Raw genomic sequence first — 19,123 nt, forward strand, 5'->3', positions numbered from 1 at the left:
ATGCGGGATGGTGCGGTGGGGGAGGATAAGGGGGATAGGCTGGTCGCAGTCGTCTCCCTCCCCACAAGGGGGAGGGAGACGACTGCGACCAGCCTATCCCCCTTATCCTCCCCCACCGCACCATCCCGCATACTCCACCCATCCCCTCACCATGCGCGGTCATGACGAGTGATGAGTTTGGGGAATGTCGGGGAGCACGGGGTCGCCCAGGCTCGCGTACGGCTGCTGACCACCGGTCCGGGGTTACACCCAGCCTGAAAGGGTGACCGCTCGATGCGGGTACGAAAAAACCCGACGCGATGGCGAGGCCTTGGTTTCACCATTCCACTACCCAATCGAGACCAAGGTCTCGCGATTGCCGCAAATAAAAACACCGCCAGCGTGAGCCGGCGGCGCTTCAATGTGTCCGATGCAATCGAGCTTAGATGTGGATCGCACCATCGCCCAGCGACAGCGCTGCTTCGCGCACGGCTTCCGACAGCGTCGGGTGGGCGTGTGTCGAGCGCGCCAGGTCTTCGGCGGCGCCGGAGAATTCCATCAGCACGACCAGCTCATGGATCATCTCGCCGGCATTCTTGCCAACGATATGCGCACCCAGCACGCGGTCGGTATTAACGTCGGCCAGGATCTTCACAAAGCCCTGGGTCGCCAGCATCGCCTTGGCGCGGCCATTGGCGGTGAAGGGGAACTTGCCGATCTTGTACTCGATGCCTTCGGCCTTGAGCTCGTCCTCGGTCTTGCCGACCGATGCAATTTCGGGATTGGTGTAAACCACGGCAGGGATCGCGGCGTAGTTCACATGGCCAGCCTGACCGCCCAGGATTTCGGCGACGGCAATGCCCTCGTCCTCAGCCTTGTGGGCGAGCATTGGGCCAGCGATCACGTCGCCGATGGCATAGACGCCATCAACCGAGGTCTTGTACTGACCATCGACACGCACGCGGCCGCGCTCGTCCAGTGCCACGCCGACAATGTCGAGGCCCAGCCCTTCGGTGAAGGGCTTGCGGCCGATGGCGACCAGCGCCACGTCCGCGTCCAGCACTTCGCCCGCGCCGCCCTGTGCAGCTTCAACGCGCACCTTGAGCGCACCGTTTTCCTGCTTGTCGATGCCCGCAACCTTGCTGGCCAGCTTGAACTCGATGCCCTGCTTTTGCAGCATGCGCTGGAACTGGCGGGCAACTTCGCTATCCATGCCGGGCAGGATGCGGTCGAGATACTCAACCACGGTGACCTGCGCGCCAAGACGCGCCCAGACTGAACCGAGCTCGAGCCCGATCACGCCAGCACCGATCACCACCAGCTTGTTGGGAACCTTGTCCAGCGACAGCGCGCCGGTCGAAGTGACGATGGTCTTCTCGTCGATCTCGATGCCCGGCAGATTGGCCGAAACCGAACCGGTCGCGATGACGATGTTCTTGGTCTCGATCTCGACGGTCGGGCCGCTCTGCGGCGTCACGCGCACCTTGCCAGGGGCAGCGATGGTGCCGATGCCACGGAACGAGGTGATCTTGTTCTTCTTGAACAGATAATCCACGCCGCCAACATTGGCCGCGACCGTATCGGTCTTGTGGTTCATCATCTGCGGCAGGTTCAGCACGGGCGTTGGAATGTCGATACCCAGCTGCTTGAACTGATGACCGGCTTCCTCGAACATTTCAGAAGCATGCAGCAGTGCCTTGGAGGGGATGCAGCCGATATTGAGGCATGTGCCGCCGAACGTGGGCCACTTCTCGACCACGGCCACCTTGAGGCCGAGCTGGGATGCGCGGATCGCCGCGACATAGCCGCCCGGACCCGAGCCGATAATGGTGAGATCGAACACGTCTGCCATGATGGAAGCCCCGAATTTGTTCAGTGTTGCTGCCCGATCGCGTCGCGTGCAGCCAGTAGGGTGAATGTAGTGACAGTGGCGCGATTAAGCCACCGCCCGAGCTGGAAAATTCCTTGTCTCACGCTGGGTTTCGTACAGAAAACCGGGACCAGCGCAAAGCACGCAAAAAGCATGATGCTCAAGCGCGAGATTCTCTTTACCGAACTCTTGGCCCCACGGCTAGAACGCAACGCCACTGCACTTCGGCACACCCTGGAGAGGCGCGCGGGCTTACTGCGCCGCGATAGCCTGCGCCTGGCTCAACACCGAGGGCAATTGCTTGTCGATATCGAGCGCACCATTGTCGATCTGCTCAAGGAACGAGCGGCAGAAGGCGCCCTTGTCACTGGCCTGGTTATAGGCGCTCATGATCTGCGTACCGCCATAGGTTTCGGCGGCCTGTTTCTCGCCCTCGGCACCGCCGCCCAGCCGCAGGATCACTCGGTCAGCAAGGTCAAGAAAGCCGATATTGCGCAGGTACCAGTTGTCGTTGGCGGTCTTGTAGGCGGGGTCGAGCCCGGTGTTCTCGTAGCAATGGGTCGTCATCGCCGACACGATGGCCTTGGAGCCATGAAAGGCCATCAATTCACTGACCAGCTTGGGATTGGATTCTTCCTGCGCGGCCGCAGGGGCCAGCCCAAGACACAGCAAAACAGCGACGATCTTGTACTTCAACAAGTAGCTCCAAATTCCTGGCCTTGCCCGTGGCCATCGCACGTCACTTAAAGGGGCTCGACCCGTTACCAAATCCTTAGCAGCTGTCCCAGCCACGGATTCGTGACAACAAAAAGGCCCGCCGAAGCGGGCCTTTCCTCGCTATCCACAGAGTGGACAGGCTTAGAGATCGAGCACCAGACGTTCTGGCGCTTCGAGGCTTTCCTTAATGCGCACGAGGAAGGTCACGGCTTCCTTGCCGTCAACGATGCGATGGTCATAGCTCAGGGCCAGATACATCATCGGACGGATGACGACCTGACCGCCGATGGCGACTGGACGCTCCTGGATCTTGTGCATGCCCAGAATGCCCGACTGCGGTGCATTCAGGATCGGCGTCGACATCAGCGAGCCATAAACACCACCATTGGAAATGGTGAAGGTGCCGCCCTGCATGTCGGCCATCGACAGCTGACCGTCACGGGCCTTCTTACCGAGGCCATTGATCGACTTTTCGATCTCGGCAATGCTCATCTGATCGGCGTCGCGCACCACAGGAACCACAAGGCCCTTGTCGGTACCAACAGCCACGCCAATGTGGGCATACTGCTTGTAGATCAGCTCATCGCCGTCGATTTCGGCATTGATCGATGGGATTTCCTTGAGCGCGTGAACCACGGCCTTGGTGAAAAAGCCCATGAAGCCAAGCTTGACGCCGTGCTTCTTCTCGAACAGGTCCTTGTAAGACGCGCGCAGGTCCATCACTGGCTTCATGTCCACCTCGTTAAAGGTGGTCAGCATGGCAGCGGTATTCTGTGCGTCCTTGAGGCGGCGGGCGATGGTCTGGCGCAGACGGGTCATCTTGACCCGCTCTTCGCGACCAGCATCGTCGGCGCTGGTTGGCGCACGCGGTGCAGCAGGTGCCTTTGGAGCCGGCGCGGCGGCAACAGCAGGCGCTGGTGCAGCAGCCGACTTGTTGATCGCAGCGATCACGTCTTCCTTGAGCACCTGGCCAGCCTTGCCCGAACCGGCAATGTCAGCAGCAGCCAAACCGTTCTCGGCAATGATCTTCTGCGCGGATGGCGCAGGAGCACGATCCGTCGCGACCGGTGCTGGCGCAGCGGCAGCCGCAGGGGCGGCTGGTGCAGCGGCTGGCTTAGGCGCTTCGGCAGGCTTGGGCGTAACAACCGCCCCTGCCCCACCGATAGCACCCAGCAGCGCGCCGACGTCCACCGTCTCACCCGGCTGGGCAGCAATGGCTTCAAGCACGCCAGCAGCAGGCGCTGGCACTTCGATGGTCACCTTGTCGGTTTCCAGCTCCACGATAGGCTCGTCGGCAGCGACGCTGTCGCCAACCTTCTTGAACCACTGGCCAATAGTGGCCTCGGTCACGCTTTCGCCAAGAGTGGGGACGCGGATTTCAGTCGACATTGTTTTGTCCTTTTAGCTACCGAGGGCTTCGTCGAGGAAGGCCTGCAGTTGGGCGAGATGGGTCCGCATCAGACCCGTAGCAGTGGAAGCAGAAGCCGGACGACCGGTGTAGCGCACGCGCTGACCGGTGCGGCCCATCTGGTCGAATACCCATTCAACATATGGCTGAATGAAGGCCCAGGCACCCATATTCTTGGGTTCTTCCTGACACCAGATGATCTCGGCATTCTGGAAGCGGCTCAATTCGTCCAGCAGCGCCTTGGCTGGGAACGGATAGAGCTGCTCGATACGGAGCAGATAGACATCGTCGATGCCCTTCTTCTCGCGATCTTCCAGCAGATCATAGTAGACCTTGCCCGTGCACAGCACGACGCGACGGATCCGCTCGTCAGGCACCAGGTTAATGGTGGTCTTTGGCAGTCCGGGCGCCTCGGCATCGTCCCACAGGAGGCGATGGAAGACGCTGTCTGGCCCCAGCTCCACCAACCCGGAGACTGCACGCTTGTGACGCAGCAGGCTCTTGGGCGTCATCAGGATCAGCGGCTTGCGGAAGTCGCGGTTCACCTGACGGCGCAGGATGTGGAAGTAGTTGGCCGGGGTCGTGCAGTTGGCAACCTGCATATTGTCTTCCGCGCACAGCTGCAGGAAGCGCTCTGGACGTGCGGAGGAGTGCTCCGGGCCCTGCCCTTCATAGCCATGCGGCAGCAGCATCACCAGACCCGACATGCGGAACCACTTGCGCTCACCCGAAGAGATGAACTGGTCGATGACGACCTGCGCACCGTTCACGAAGTCACCGAACTGGGCTTCCCATATGGTCAGCGCCTTTGGCTCTGCCAGTGAGTAGCCGTATTCAAAGCCCAGCACAGCCTCTTCCGAAAGCATCGAGTTGATGACTTCGTAGCGGCTCTGATCAGGGTCGAGATTGTTGAGTGGGGTATAGCTCTTGTTGTCCACGAGCTGATCATTCAGCACCGAATGGCGCTGGCTGAACGTGCCGCGTTCGCAATCCTGACCGCTCAGGCGCACGGGATGACCGTCCGTCACCAGCGTCCCAAACGCCAGTGCTTCGGCTGTCGCCCAGTCAATGCCTTCGCCAGCCTCGATCGCAGACAGACGGTTATCCATGAAGCGCTTGACCGTCTTGTGGACGTTGAAGCCTTCAGGAATGCGCGTCAGATCGGTGCCGATCTTGGCGAGACGCGCCATATCGACGCCGGTATCGCCACGACGTGGACCTTCCTGATCGGCTGGGCGGAAGTCCTTCCACGCGCCGTCAAGCCAGTCGGCCTTGTTCGGACGATAATCTTGGCCTGCCTCGAATTCCTTTTCGAGCTTGGCGCGCCAATCGGCCTTCATCTGATCGACTTCGGCACTCGTCAGCAGCCCTTCGGCCACCAGCTTGTCCGAGTAGATCTCGAGCGTCGATTTGTGCGCGCGGATCTTGGAATACATCAGCGGCTGGGTGAAGCTTGGCTCGTCGCCTTCGTTGTGACCGAAGCGGCGATAGCAGAACATGTCGATGACGACAGGTTTGCCAAACTTCTGGCGATACTCGACAGCCACCTTCGCGACGAAGACGACAGCTTCAGGATCGTCACCGTTCACATGGAACACCGGGGCTTCGATCATCTTGGCGACGTCAGTCGGATAGGGCGACGAACGCGAATACATCGGACTCGTGGTGAAGCCGATCTGGTTGTTGATCACGAAGTGGATCGAACCGCCTGTGCGGTGCCCCTTAAGGCCAGAAAGACCCAGGCACTCAGCGATCACGCCCTGGCCAGCAAACGCAGCATCGCCATGGATCAACAGCGGCAGCACCATGGAACGGTCGGGCTTACCCTCAACCTCGATATTGACCAACTTGCCGTCTGGCGAAATGTGCTGATCCTGCTTGGCGCGTGACTTTCCAAGCACCACCGGATCGACGATCTCGAGGTGCGATGGGTTTGCCGTCAGCGACAGGTGGACCTTCTTGCCGTCAAATTCGCGGTCCGAAGAAGCACCCAGATGGTACTTCACGTCGCCCGAACCTTCGACGTCGTCAGGATAAAAAGCTCCGCCCTTGAACTCATGGAACAGGGCGCGATGTGGCTTCTGCATCACCTGCGTCAGCACGTTGAGGCGACCGCGGTGGGCCATACCCAGCACGATATCCTTGATGCCAAGGGCACCGCCGCGCTTGATGATCTGTTCAAGCGCCGGGATCGTCGCTTCGCCGCCATCAAGGCCGAAGCGCTTGGTGCCGGTGTACTTCACATCGATGAACTTCTCGAAGCCTTCGGCCTCGATCAGCTTGGAGAGGATCGCCTTCTTGCCTTCGGCAGTGAAGGTGATTTCCTTGTCTGGGCCTTCGATGCGTTCCTGAATCCACTGCTTGGCTTCAGGATCAGAGATGTGCATGAACTCGATGCCGACAGTGCCGCAATAAGTGCGCTGCAGGATCGCCAGCATTTCTGGCAGGGTCGCGTATTCAAGACCCAGATAGTTGTCGATGAAAATCTTGCGGCCGTAATCGGCTTCGGTGAAGCCGTAGCTCGCCGGATCCAGCTCTGGCGCTGGCTCTTCGGCCATCATTTTGAGCGGATCGAGATCGGCATGCAGATGCCCACGCATACGGTATGCACGGATCATCATGATGGCGCGGATGGAGTCTCGGGTGGCCTGCAGCACGTCAGCAACGCTGGTCTGCGCCACGCCCATGGCCTCGGCCTTCTTGGCGACGGCCTTTTCGGTCTTGGCAGCGACTTCGCCCCAGTTTCCGTCGAGCGCGCTCACCAATTCGCTGGTTGCGGACTGTGGCCAGTCCTTACGGCTCCAGCTCGGGCCGTCGGCGCTCTTCTGCGCCACGCCGTCGGCGTCGTCCAGCTTGCTAAAGAAGCTAGCCCACGTGCCGTCGACGCTATTCGGATCGCTCTTGAAGCGAGAATAGAGTTGTTCGATGTAGTCGGCGTTCCCACCATAGAGGAACGAGGTCAGCAAGAACGTGTCGTTCTTTTCCTGTCGTGTCATCGCTTTTTGTCGCGAGGCCCGCGCCCCGCCATCCTTCTCAACGAACCGGCAAGCCGGCCCAACGCGGTCCTTAATTTTCGATCGGATACTGACCGCTTATCCTTAGTATCCTGTTAAATGAACGACCCCTGAGCAGCGTCGTGACGAACAGTTCTGTTACCGACCAGATGTTTTCATCCTCCATTCCACCCCAGGTCAGTCACGGGATGGAAATCGTCTTGTTGATCGCCCGGCCACCAGATGTACCGATGGCCGGGCGATCAGAAATTCTGCACTTTAGCCCTTGAGGACTTCAGCAAGCGTACGACCGATACGGGCCGGCGACTTCGACACGCGGATGCCAGCGGCTTCCATCGCGGCGATCTTGTCTTCAGCGCCACCCTTACCGCCCGAAATTACGGCACCAGCATGACCCATGGTGCGACCAGCAGGCGCAGTCAGGCCAGCGATGAAGCCAGCCATTGGCTTCTTGCGGCCGCGCTTGGCTTCGTCGATCAGGAATTGGGCCGCATCTTCTTCAGCCGAACCGCCGATTTCGCCGATCATGATGATCGACTTGGTCGCTTCGTCAGCCAGGAACATCTCGAGCATATCGATGAACTCGGTGCCCTTGACCGGATCACCACCGATACCGACGGCGGTCGTCTGGCCGAGGCCTTCATTGGTCGTCTGGAACACTGCCTCATAGGTAAGCGTGCCGGAGCGCGAAACAATGCCGACGGAGCCCTTCGAGAAGATAGAACCGGGCATGATGCCGATCTTGCATTCTTCTGGGGTCAGCACGCCCGGGCAGTTTGGCCCGATCAGGCGCGACTTGGAGCCAGCCAGCTTTGCCTTGACGCGCACCATGTCGAGCACGGGAACGCCTTCGGTGATGCACACGATCAGCGGGATTTCTGCATCGATGGCTTCTTCGATGGCGGCAGCTGCGCCTGGAGGTGGCACATAGATCACCGACGCATTGGCGCCGGTGCGCTCCTTGCCTTCGGCAACCGAAGCGAACACGGGCAGCTGGGTGCCATCCACGCCCGAAGACCAGGTCTCACCGGCCTTCTTGGGGTTCACGCCGCCCACCATCTTGGTGCCGTAATAGGCCAGCGCCTGTTCGGTGTGGAACGTACCGGTCTTGCCGGTCAGGCCCTGGACGAGAACCTTGGTGTCTTTATTGACGAGAATCGACATTGGTTTGGTCTCTCTTAGCGGGCGTTAGGCAGCGGACTTGACGGCGGCGACGATCTTCTGGGCAGCATCGTCGAGGTCGTCAGCGGAGATGACGTTGAGGCCGGACTGATCCAGGATCGCCTTGCCTTCCTTGACATTGGTGCCTTCGAGGCGAACCACCAGTGGCACTTCCAGGCCAACTTCCTTCACCGCAGCGATCACGCCTTCGGCGATGACGTCGCACCGCATGATGCCGCCAAAGATGTTGACCAGAATGCCCTTCACAGCCGGATCGGCGGTGATGATCTTGAACGCAGCCGTCACCTTCTCCTTGGAGGCACCGCCACCAACGTCGAGGAAGTTTGCTGGCTCAGCGCCATAGAGCTTGATGATGTCCATGGTGGACATGGCCAGGCCCGCGCCGTTGACCATGCAGCCGATATTGCCGTCGAGGGCAACGTAGGCGAGGTCGAACTTGGAGGCTTCGATTTCCTTGGCGTCTTCTTCGGAGAGGTCGCGCAGGGCCTTGAGCTCTTCGTGACGGAACGCCGCGTTGTTGTCGAAGGAGACCTTGGCGTCGAGAACGCGCAGGTGACCATCGGTCATGACGATCAGCGGGTTCACTTCCAACAGGCTCATGTCGGTGTCGGTGAAGGCCTTGTAGAGGATCGGGAACAGCTTGGCGGCGTCGACCTTGGCGTCGCCGTCGAGTTCCAGCGCTGAAACGATCTTGGCGACGTCAGCATCGGTCACGCCAGCGGTCGGATCGATATCGACGGTGATGATCTTTTCCGGGGTGTGCTCGGCAACGGCTTCAATGTCCATGCCGCCTTCGGTGGAAACCACGAAGGAAACGCGGCCGGTGCCACGATCGACCAGCAGCGAGGTGTAGAGCTCGCGCGCGATGTCTGCGCCGTCTTCGATATAGAGGCGGTTGACCTGCTTGCCGGCGTCGCCGGTCTGCTTGGTCACCAGCGTGTTGCCCAGCATCTCCTTGGAGAAGGCAACAACGTCATCAATGGTCTTGGCCAGGCGCACGCCGCCCTTGGCATCAGGACCGAGTTCCTTGAACTTGCCCTTGCCGCGCCCACCGGCGTGGATCTGGCTCTTGACCACATAGAGTGGGCCTGGCAGCGACTTTGCAGCGGCTTCAGCCTCGTCAGCCGAGAAGATCGCGACGCCGGCAGCAACCGGTGCGCCGTAGGACTTCAGCAGCTCTTTTGCCTGGTGTTCATGGATGTTCATTTTAGTCCCCTTGGATGGGTAAAATCTCGCGCAGTCACGGAGCCCTGCTCCCACCGCATCATTCCCGCCGCAGCGGAAATCTCACTACAGTGCCCCAGATAGGGCGATCCCCGCTTTCGCGGGGATGGCACTGCGTTGGTTAGGCAAGCTTTGGCGCGATCTTCTTGCACGCCTCGATCAGCCCCTCGACGGCGCCGACAGATTTGTCGAACGCCTTCTGTTCAGCAGAGTTCAATGAAATCTCGATGACTTTTTCGGCACCACCGGCACCAATCACCACAGGCACGCCAACATAGGTGCCCTTAACGCCATATTGGCCATCAAGGTATGCCGCGGCTGGCAGCACGCGCTTCTTGTCCTTGAGATAGCTTTCGGCCATCGCGATTGCCGAGGTAGCTGGGGCGTAGAAGGCCGAACCGGTCTTGAGCAGGCCAACGATCTCGGCGCCGCCATCACGGGTGCGCTGGATGATCTCTTCCAGGCGTTCCTTGCTCATCCAACCCATCTTGACGATGTCGGTCAGCGGAATGCCGGCAACGGTCGAGTAGCGAGCCAGTGGCACCATAGTGTCGCCATGGCCGCCCAGCACGAAGGCATTGATGTCTTCGACCGAAACGTTGAGTTCGTCAGCGATGAAGTGAACAAAGCGCGAGCTGTCGAGCACGCCAGCCATACCGATAACCTGATTGGTTGGCAGGCCGGAGAACTTCTGCAGCGCCCACACCATCGCGTCGAGCGGGTTGGTGATGCAGATGACGAAGGCCTTTGGCGCGTACTTGGCGATACCTGCGCCAACCTGCTCCATCACCTTGAGGTTGATTTCGAGCAGGTCGTCGCGGCTCATGCCGGGCTTGCGTGGCACGCCAGCGGTGACGATCACCACGTCGGCATCCTTGAGGTCTTCGTACTTGGAGGTGCCAGTGATCTTGGCGTCATAGCCTTCGACCGGAGCCGACTGGGAAATGTCCAGAGCCTTGCCCTGTGGCACGCCATCGACGATATCGAACAGGACGATGTCGCCCAGGTCCTTCAGCGCCGCCAGATGGGCCAGAGTGCCCCCGATCTGTCCCGACCCAATAAGAGCAATCTTCTTGCGCGCCATAAGCTGTCTTCCCCGACTGCGTTGAATTGGCGCACCTCTTAACCCTGTCGGTCCGGAGGGGCAAGTGAACCGTTCGTCTAAACCCTGTTTTGGCCCTTGCTCATGGGCGAAGGGGGAGTGCCGGATGGGCAAGGAAGATATTACGCAACTGTCTCAATATGCGCGTCGCGCAGCCCCTTGGCGAGGTATTCTTCCGACTGCATTTCGATCAACCGCGACACTGTCCGCTGGAACTCGAACGCGGTCTTGTCGTCCAACCCCAATTGTTCCAGCGGGACGGCGAAACTCGCGGCCAGTTTGACGCCCCGATCATAGAGATTGTCGATCAGCAGGATGAAGCGCTTGGCGGCATCAGATTTGCTGCGATCCATCTGCGGCACGCCGTCGATCACGACGGAGTCGAAGTGGTGCGCGATGCGAACAAAATCGCGTGAACCCAGTGGTTTCTCGCAGAGATCACCAAAGCCAAAACGCGCGGCGCCCATCGCCTGCAGCGGCACCGGGATGGAGCGACCGATGCTCTCCACGACACCGGGCACGCCGGCCTCGCCGCCGGTAATCCGCAGCCACAACCTATCCATCTCAGCTCGCACCTCGGGACCACTGCCAAAGGCATAGACCTGCTGACCAGAGAACTTCATGCGGCGATAGTCCTGCTGCGCCATCAGCGACGCCACCGTCACCTGGCTTTTCAGCAGGTCGATGAACGGCAGGAACAATTGCCGGTTCAACCCATCCTTGTAGAGATCATCGGGCACCACGTTAGACGTCGCCACCAGCGTCACCCCACGCGCAAACAGCTTGTCGAACAGCCGATAGAGCAGCATGGCATTGGTGATGTCGTGCACATGGAATTCATCAAGGCACAGCAGCCGCAGCCCCGAGCGCAGCATTGGCTTGACCACGGCCTCCACGGGGTCGGCATCCTTGCCCTTGGCGGTCTTGCGAAACGCCGCCATCCCCGCATGAATTTCGTCCATGAACTCATGGAAGTGGACACGCCGCTTTTCCTTGAACGGCACCGCCGCAAAGAACAGGTCCATCAGCATGGTCTTGCCCCGACCAACCTCGCCATGAAGGTACAGCCCTTTGACCGCCTGCGGCTTTTCGAAAAGCTTGCCCAGCAACCCCTTGGGCTTCTCCGCCTCGAGCCCCACCAGCACATCATCGAGCAGCCTAGCCGCATCCCGCTGCGCTGGATCTGCTGTCAGCGCTCCACGCGCGACCAGAGCGGCATAGGCCGAGGAAACAGGACCAGAGGTGACGGAGCTGGCAGAAAACAGGGAGTTCAACGGACGCACATCTTCTCAGTAGACCTCATCCTGAGCGTGTCGAAGGACGAGGTCGTGGCAGGTCGGTGTGGCACGCCCGCGTGGTTCGACAGGCTCACCATGAGGGCTACTGACGAATGGACGTGTCCAAATAAGCGAGAAAGCCGGCCTTTGCAGACCGGCTTCACCGAAAACTTAGCGCGACATCGAGATGGCCTGACCGCCACCCATGGTGCCGATATAGCGGCCTGCGCTTGGCGCAAGGAAAGCCGCGATATTGCCGTTATCATCATAAAGCTGCAGCTGGCTGCCGACCTGCTGCCAGCCGGTGACCGAAGCCAGCGATGGAACAGCACAGCCCGGAGCCGATGCGCGGTAATAGGTAGTACCGGTCTTGGTGGTCATGGGCAGGTTGAGACGGCACGTCGCCGCGCCCGCTGCCACGTTCCAGACACCCTCAGGACCCGAGCTCATGCCACCGCCAGCCGCAGGCTGGGCCAGTGGATCGAGCGAGACAATGGAGCCGCCTGGATTGGCGCTGGCGATCTGCGTGGCGCCGGGGGTGTAGACAGGCTGTGCCTGAATGCCACCCAGCACGGGCTGGCCGGAAAGGCCTGGCGCCGGGGTGCCCGTCGCGCCGATCGCTGGCAGGGTACCCTGCTGAACGGTCGAGGACTGCACGGGCTGCAACTGCGCAGGTGCGCCGATAGTGTTGAGATTTGCCGTATTTGAACCGGTCGACTGACATGCTGATACCAGCAAAGCCAGCCCCGTAAGTCCAGCAACGGAAAGCGATCCGCGCTTCCAAGCCATCATTGGTTCGCTCCTGCCCTAAGGCTTAATACACATTAACAGTTTGGCTGGCTTATAGCCAAAGCCTGCACTGCACACAACAGCCGCTCCCGCAGAGTCAGCAAGCAGGAATCAATGTGGCCATAATACGGGCCGACACTTCAAGAGCCTTCCATTTCACTTAACAACTCTCGCGCCAACAGAGTTGCATCTTCAGCTTCTTCTTGTGGCACCTGCACTGGAACACCCTTGGGCCCGAACAGATTTGGCACGCCGGGCAGGCCACCATCCCCACCCTCGAGCGGGTGAAATCCGTGTGCCTTAAGCGCGACAACCAGCACACGCGCGATGGACGGATTCTCAACCTGCGCGATGATCTGATAGCCCATTGCTCACTCCTTTGTTGGCACAATCCTCTACAGCCGCACGCCGCGACGCAAGAAAAAATCCCGTCAACGACCGCTCCGCTCTCGTCGCGCTCGCCTCTCCCACCCACAAAGCGTCACCCTCGGGCCTGACCCGAGGCTCTTCACTGACCCGACCTCAACAAGCGCCTCCCCCCAGAGACCTCATGGTGAGCCTGTCGAACCACGAGGTCGCGGCACTCGGGCGCCAACCCCGCAATAGGGCCTCGTTTCTACTCCGGCAGACCTTCGTAGAATGGCTTTTCACGATGAAGCCGGTCCACCGCCCTTCCCGGCTTGCCAAGCCTTCATCAAAGTGTTGCACTCACCTAAGCCGTTTCACCGCTTGGTGATTTGCCGGTCAGTGCCACTGCGCGCTTAGCTTCGTTGAGCAACGACCTGCCTGAGGATGGAATGGGCGCCTATATCATTCGCCGCCTGCTGCTGATGATCCCGACGGTGTTCGGCATCATGGCCATTTCTTTCCTCATCACCCAGTTCGCTCCCGGCGGTCCTGTCGAGCAGGCCCTTGCCAATATTTCCGGCCAGAATGTCGACATGGCCGAGCGCATTACCGGCGGTGGCGGCGGCGATCTGATTGGCCAGCCCAATCAAGCCGGCAACACCACAGGATATCGCGGCTCCCAGGGCCTGCCGCCCGAACTCGTCTCCCGCATCGAAAAGCAGTTCGGCTTCGACAAGCCGCCGCTCGAACGTTTCGGCATGATGCTGTGGAATTATCTGCGCTTTGATTTCGGCGACAGCTACTACCGCGACATCTCGGTGATCGATCTGATCAAGGAGAAGATGCCGGTTTCGATCTCGCTGGGCCTGTGGATGACGCTGATCGCCTATGGCGTCTCCATCCCGCTCGGCATTCGCAAGGCGATTTCGGACGGCAGCCGGTTTGATGTGTGGACCTCCACCGTCATCATCGTTGGCTATGCCATTCCCGGCTTCCTCATCGCCATCATGCTGATCATCCTGTTTGCCGGCGGCAGCTTCATGTCGATCTTTCCGCTGCGGGGGCTCACCTCACCGGGCTTTGAAACCTTCCCGTGGTGGCGGCAGATCATCGATTATTTCTGGCATCTGGTGCTGCCCATTATCGCCATGGGCCTCGGTGCCTTCGCCACCACGACGCTGCTGACCAAGAACTCGTTCATGGACGAAATCGGTAAGCAATACGTCACCACCGCCCGCGCCAAGGGCCTGACCGAGCATCAGGTGCTCTATGGCCACGTCTTCCGCAATGCCATGATGCTGATCATCGCCAGCTTCCCTGGCGCCTTCATCGGCGCCTTCTTCGGAGGCTCGCTGCTCATCGAAACCATCTTCTCGCTCGATGGCCTGGGCCTGCTCGGCTTCCAGTCCGTCGCCAATCGCGACTACCCGGTGGTCTTTGCCACGCTCTACATCTTTAGCCTGCTCGGCCTCATCATCGCGCTGGTGTCCGACCTGGCCTATATGTGGGTGGATCCGCGCATCGATTTTGAGAGCCGCGAAGTATGAGTGAAATCGCGGCTCAAGCCGCAGCCATCGAGGCCCCGCGCAACCGCTTCCTCTCCCCGCTCAACCGGCGTCGCCTCGCCAATTTCCGCAACAACCGGCGTGGCTACTGGTCCCTGTGGATTTTCCTGGCGGTCTTCATCCTGACGCTTGGCTCCGAGTTCATCGCCAATGACCGCCCCATCCTTGTCTCCTACAAGGGCGAGCTGCTGGTTCCCGCGCTGATCGATTACCCGGAGTCCAAGTTCGGCGGCTTCCTCGCCATCACCAATTATCGCGATGACTTCATCGCCGAAGAAATCGACGCCAACGGCTGGGCCATCTGGCCGCCGATCCGGTTTAACTATCAGACCGTCGATGGCTTCCTGCCCCATTCCGGCGCCGTCGCCCCCAGCTGGACCATGACGCGCGATGAGAACTGCGCCCGCTATCCGCTGCAGTCGGCCGACCCCAACTGCCATTGGGGCAACTTCCATTGGCTGGGCACCGATGATCGCGGCCGCGACGTCATCGCCCGCCTCGCCTATGGCTTCCGCATCTCGGTGCTGTTCGGCCTGACGCTAACCATCCTGTCGTCCATCATCGGCGTCGCCGCTGGCGCCACGCAGGGCTATTTCGGCGGCTGGGTCGACCTCATCGCCCAACGCTTCATCGAAATCTGGACCTCGATCCCGGCGCTCTATCTGCTGCTCATCATTTCCAGCGTCATCGCGCCCAGCTTCTGGGTGCTATTGGGCATCCTGCTACTCTTCTCCTGGGTTTCATTGGTCGGCATTGTGCGCGCCGAATTCCTGCGCGGCCGCAACTTCGAATATATCGCCGCCGCCCGCGCGCTGGGCGTCTCCAACGCCAAGATCATGTGGCGGCACCTGCTGCCCAACGCCATGGTGGCAACGCTCACCTTCGTGCCCTTCATCCTCTCCGGCTCGGTCGTCACCCTGACCTCGCTCGATCTGCTCGGCTTCGGTCTGCCACCCGGCTCGCCCTCGCTTGGCGAACTGCTGGCGCAGGGCAAGAACAACCTTCAGGCGCCCTGGCTCGGACTCACCGGCTTTTTCACCATCGCCATCATGATGACCCTGCTGGTCTTTGTCGGCGAAGCCGTGCGCGATGCCTTTGATCCCCGAAAGACCCTGGCATGACCGCGCCCCTGCTTTCGGTCCGCGATCTCACGATCGCCTTCGGTGCGCATCAGGCTACGCGCCAGATATCTTTCGATATCGCCCCCGGCGAAACTGTCGCCCTTGTCGGCGAAAGCGGCTCCGGCAAGTCGGTCACCGCCCTGTCCGTCCTGAAGCTCCTGCCCGCCAGCGCCAAGCTCTCTGGCCAAATCCTGTTCAAGGGCCAAGACCTCGTCAGCGCCGGCCCTGCCGAGCTGCGTGCCGTGCGCGGCAATGACATTTCGATGATCTTTCAGGAGCCGATGAGCTCGCTCAATCCAGTCCACACCGTCGAGCGGCAGATCGGCGAGGTCCTTGCCGTTCATCAGGGCCTGCGTACCAACGCCGCGCGCAAGCGCACGCTGGAACTGCTCGACGCCGTCGGCATCCCCGATCCGGCCAGCCGCCTCGCCTCCTTCCCCCATCAGCTCTCGGGCGGCCAGCGCCAGCGCGTCATGATCGCCATGGCCCTCGCCAATGAGCCCGACCTGCTGATTGCGGACGAACCCACCACCGCCCTCGACGTCACCGTTCAGGCGCAAATCCTCGCCCTGCTCAAGGACCTGCAACAACGCCTCGGCATGGCCATGCTGTTCATTACTCACGACTTGGGCATCGTCAAACGGATCGCCGATCGCGTCTGCGTCATGACCAATGGCGAGATCGTCGAAACCGGCCCAGTCGCACCGCTCTTTGCCAACCCGCAACACGCCTACACCAAGCACCTGCTCGCCGCCGAACCGCGCGGCACCCCTCCCACGACCGATCCCACCGCGCCCACCATTGTCGACGTCGCCGACCTCAAGGTCTGGTTCCCCATCAAGCGCGGCCTGATGCGCCGCACGACGGGTTACATCCGCGCCGTCGATGGCGTCAGCCTCTCCATCCGCCAGGGCGAGACGCTGGGCGTGGTCGGAGAAAGCGGCTCGGGCAAATCCACCCTCGGCTATGCCCTCCTCCGGCTCATCCCGTCCAAGGGGCGCATTGTCGTGCTTGGCAATGAGCTGCAATCGCGCTCGTGGAGGGCCATGCGCCCGCTCCGCGCCGATTTACAAATCGTCTTCCAGGACCCTTTCGGCTCCCTCAGCCCGCGTCTCTCTGTCGATCAGATCATCGGCGAGGGCCTCTCGGTCCATGCGCCACGTCTCACCGCTGCCGAGCGCGACGCCAAAGTGGTCAAGGCACTGGAAGAAGTTGGCCTCGCGCCCGAAACCCGCTTCCGCTACCCGCACGAGTTTTCCGGCGGCCAGCGCCAGCGCATTGCCATTGCCCGCGCCATGGTGCTTGAGCCCAAGCTGGTCGTGCTCGACGAGCCGACCTCGGCGCTCGACGTCTCCATTCAGGCACAGGTTGTCGATCTGCTGCGCGACATTCAGCAACGACGCGGCCTCACCTACTTGTTCATCAGCCACGATCTCAAAGTTGTCCGCGCCCTCGCCAATCAGCTCATCGTCATGCGCAATGGCCAGATCGTCGAACAGGGTGGCGCCGCCGAAATCTTTGCGGCCCCACAGACCGATTACACCAGGGCGCTGATGGCTGCGGCCTTCGATGTCGCCGTCGCCCACGCCGATCCACCCGCCCCTATCACCGGCTGAAGTTTCAGCCTAGTCTTGTCATAGCCCCTCAATCTCGGAGCCGTCCGATGAAGTTCATGCCCCTCCTCGCTGCCGGACTTGTCCTGCTCGGTGCCGCCAGCCCCGCTCTCGCCCAGACCAAGCCTGGCGTCTGGACCCATGCCTTCAACATGGAGGGCGAACCGAAATACCCAGAGGGCTTCACCCACTTTGACTACGTCAATGTCGATGCCCCCAAGGGTGGCACGGTGCGTATGAGCTCCATGGGTGGATTTGATACGTTCAATCCCATTCTTCCAAAGGGACAGCCAGCAAGCGGCATCGGCCTATTGTACGAAACACTGATGACGCCATCGCTTGACGAGCAGGGCACCTATTACGGCTTGCTGGCAGAAAGCCTTAAGGTGGCCCCCGATTATGGCGCGGTCACCTTCCGCATCGACCCCAAGGCCCACTGGAACGACGGCGAACCGGTGACCGCCGAGGACGTGGTCTGGACTTTCAACAAGCTCATCGAGGTCAATCCCGACCGCGCGCAGTATTACTCCAACATCGCCAAGGCTGAAGTGACCGCTCCGGGCGAAGTCACCTTCACCTTCGATCAGACCGGCAATCGCGAACTCCCGTTGATCCTCGGCCAGTTGATCGTTCTGCCTCAGCATTGGTGGGAAGGCACAGACGCCAAGGGCAATGTGCGCGACGTGACCAAATCGACTCTTGAGCCGCCTTTGGGCTCGGGTCCTTATGAACTCTCAAGCTTCGACGCCGGTCGCTCCATCACTTACACCCGCGTCAAGGACTACTGGGGCGCACAGCAGCCCACCCAGGTCGGCACGGACAATTTCGACCAGTATCGCGTTGAATCGTTCCTCGACGAAACCGTGCGCTTCGAAGCCTTCAAGGGCGACCAGTTTGATTGGTGGAGCGAGTACAGCGCTCGCCGCTGGGCCACTGCGTTCGACTTCCCGGCTGTGCAGCAGAAGCGCGTGGTCCTTGAGCTGTTCCCAGAGGACTATAACGGCAATGGCCAGATGGTTGGTTTCATCCCCAACCTACGCGAGGCCAAGTTTCAGGACCAACGTGTCCGCGAAGCCCTCAACTATGCTTTTGACTTCGAGGCGCTCAATCAGACGCTGTTCTTCGGACAATATGAGCGCGTCAACAGCTACTTTTACGGCCTGCCTTTCCAGTCGAAGGGCCTGCCGGAAGGCAAGGAGCTCGAGGTCCTGCAATCGGTCAAGGATCTGGTGCCCGCATCAGTGTTCACCGAGCCCTACGCCAATCCTGTGAGCGGCGACGCCAGCAAGCTGCGCGGCAATCTCCGCACCGCGCTTGGCCTTTTCAATGAGGCTGGCTACACGCTCAACGGCACCCAGCTCGTTGGCCCCGATGGCAAGCAGCTGACGATAGAAATCCTTAGCAACCAACCATCTCTCGAACCCATGTTCCAGAACCTGGTCACCAACCTCAACCAGATCGGCGTTCTCGCGACCATTCGGATGGTGGACTCTCCGCAATACATCAACCGCATCCGTAGCTTTGACTATGACGTCATTTACACCAGCTGGGTGCAGTCGAACTCACCCGGCAATGAGCAACGGTTCTTCTTCGGTTCCAAAGCCGCCGATGAGGAGGGATCTCAAAACTATGCAGGCATCAAGGACCCCGGCGTCGATGCGCTGATCGACCAGCTGGTTCTGGCGAAGGATCGCGACACCCAGCTGGCGATCTCCGCAGCGCTGGATCGTGTTCTGCTCAGCCATCACTATGTGGTTCCCGGCTATACCCTGCGGAATTCGCGCACGGCCCGCTGGGACCGGTTCAGCCGCCCCGAAACCTTGCCGGAATATTCGTCAGCATTCCCCACCATCTGGTGGTGGGATGCCGAGAAGGCCGCCAAGACCGGCGGCGCCAACCAGTAGGCAAAAACAA

14 protein-coding genes are annotated in these 19,123 nt (G+C 60.6%); 4 read left to right on the forward strand and 10 right to left on the reverse strand.

Annotation, left to right across the window (positions count from 1 at the left end; genetic code table 11):
• Positions 1 to 421 precede the first annotated feature (421 nt).
• The 10 genes from lpdA to WH87_RS01375 all read right to left on the reverse strand — a co-directional run bounded on the left by lpdA (position 422) and on the right by WH87_RS01375 (position 12,930).
• Positions 422 to 1,831: a dihydrolipoyl dehydrogenase gene (lpdA, locus tag WH87_RS01330; RefSeq protein ID WP_046140910.1), complete on the reverse strand. Its 1,410-nt coding sequence runs from the start codon at positions 1,829 to 1,831 to the stop codon at positions 422 to 424.
• A gap of 270 nt (positions 1,832 to 2,101) precedes the next feature.
• Positions 2,102 to 2,545 carry a hypothetical protein gene (locus WH87_RS01335; protein WP_046140909.1) on the reverse strand — a complete coding sequence of 148 codons (444 nt, stop codon included), beginning with the start codon at positions 2,543 to 2,545 and terminating at the stop codon, positions 2,102 to 2,104.
• A gap of 162 nt (positions 2,546 to 2,707) precedes the next feature.
• On the reverse strand, positions 2,708 to 3,955 hold the full coding sequence (odhB, locus tag WH87_RS01340) for a 2-oxoglutarate dehydrogenase complex dihydrolipoyllysine-residue succinyltransferase (protein WP_046140908.1): 1,248 nt from the start codon (positions 3,953 to 3,955) through the stop codon (positions 2,708 to 2,710).
• 12 nt (positions 3,956 to 3,967) lie between these two features.
• Entirely contained in the window at positions 3,968 to 6,970 is a 3,003-nt protein-coding gene (locus WH87_RS01345; protein WP_046140907.1) for a 2-oxoglutarate dehydrogenase E1 component, read from the reverse strand.
• A 276-nt stretch (positions 6,971 to 7,246) separates the two neighbouring features.
• Positions 7,247 to 8,152, reverse strand: coding sequence for a succinate--CoA ligase subunit alpha (gene sucD / locus WH87_RS01350; protein WP_046140906.1), 906 nt, complete (start codon positions 8,150 to 8,152; stop codon positions 7,247 to 7,249).
• A gap of 24 nt (positions 8,153 to 8,176) precedes the next feature.
• Positions 8,177 to 9,376: an ADP-forming succinate--CoA ligase subunit beta gene (gene sucC, locus WH87_RS01355; RefSeq protein ID WP_046140905.1), complete on the reverse strand. Its 1,200-nt coding sequence runs from the start codon at positions 9,374 to 9,376 to the stop codon at positions 8,177 to 8,179.
• Positions 9,377 to 9,515: 139 nt separating this feature from the next.
• The gene (gene mdh, locus WH87_RS01360; RefSeq protein ID WP_046140904.1) at positions 9,516 to 10,478 is read right to left on the reverse strand and encodes a malate dehydrogenase; all 963 of its coding nucleotides are present in this window, start codon (positions 10,476 to 10,478) and stop codon (positions 9,516 to 9,518) included.
• Between the two features lie 140 nt (positions 10,479 to 10,618).
• Positions 10,619 to 11,779, reverse strand: coding sequence for a cell division protein ZapE (zapE, locus tag WH87_RS01365; protein ID WP_245622283.1), 1,161 nt, complete (start codon positions 11,777 to 11,779; stop codon positions 10,619 to 10,621).
• A 165-nt stretch (positions 11,780 to 11,944) separates the two neighbouring features.
• Positions 11,945 to 12,565: an AprI/Inh family metalloprotease inhibitor gene (locus tag WH87_RS18720; RefSeq protein WP_082092429.1), complete on the reverse strand. Its 621-nt coding sequence runs from the start codon at positions 12,563 to 12,565 to the stop codon at positions 11,945 to 11,947.
• 137 nt (positions 12,566 to 12,702) lie between these two features.
• Positions 12,703 to 12,930 (reverse strand): hypothetical protein, encoded by a 228-nt coding sequence (locus WH87_RS01375; protein ID WP_046140903.1) that lies wholly within the window; start codon positions 12,928 to 12,930, stop codon positions 12,703 to 12,705.
• Positions 12,931 to 13,359: 429 nt separating this feature from the next.
• Here WH87_RS01375 and WH87_RS01380 point away from each other — a divergent pair, with 429 nt between their 5' ends.
• From WH87_RS01380 to WH87_RS01395, 4 genes are read left to right on the forward strand one after another with little or no spacing between them, the layout of a single operon-like run.
• On the forward strand, positions 13,360 to 14,457 hold the full coding sequence (locus WH87_RS01380; RefSeq protein ID WP_046140954.1) for a microcin C ABC transporter permease YejB: 1,098 nt from the start codon (positions 13,360 to 13,362) through the stop codon (positions 14,455 to 14,457).
• The gene (locus tag WH87_RS01385) at positions 14,454 to 15,596 is read left to right on the forward strand and encodes an ABC transporter permease (RefSeq protein ID WP_046140902.1); all 1,143 of its coding nucleotides are present in this window, start codon (positions 14,454 to 14,456) and stop codon (positions 15,594 to 15,596) included. Before WH87_RS01380 ends, WH87_RS01385 begins: the two co-directional genes overlap by 4 nt.
• On the forward strand, positions 15,593 to 17,212 hold the full coding sequence (locus WH87_RS01390; RefSeq protein WP_046140901.1) for an ABC transporter ATP-binding protein: 1,620 nt from the start codon (positions 15,593 to 15,595) through the stop codon (positions 17,210 to 17,212). Before WH87_RS01385 ends, WH87_RS01390 begins: the two co-directional genes overlap by 4 nt.
• A 47-nt stretch (positions 17,213 to 17,259) precedes the next feature.
• A complete protein-coding gene (locus tag WH87_RS01395; RefSeq protein WP_046140900.1) occupies positions 17,260 to 19,113 on the forward strand; it encodes an extracellular solute-binding protein in 1,854 nt (617 codons plus the stop codon).
• The last annotated feature ends 10 nt before the right edge of the window (positions 19,114 to 19,123 follow it).

The organism is Devosia epidermidihirudinis (assembly GCF_000971295.1).
GTDB lineage: Bacteria > Pseudomonadota > Alphaproteobacteria > Rhizobiales > Devosiaceae > Devosia > Devosia epidermidihirudinis.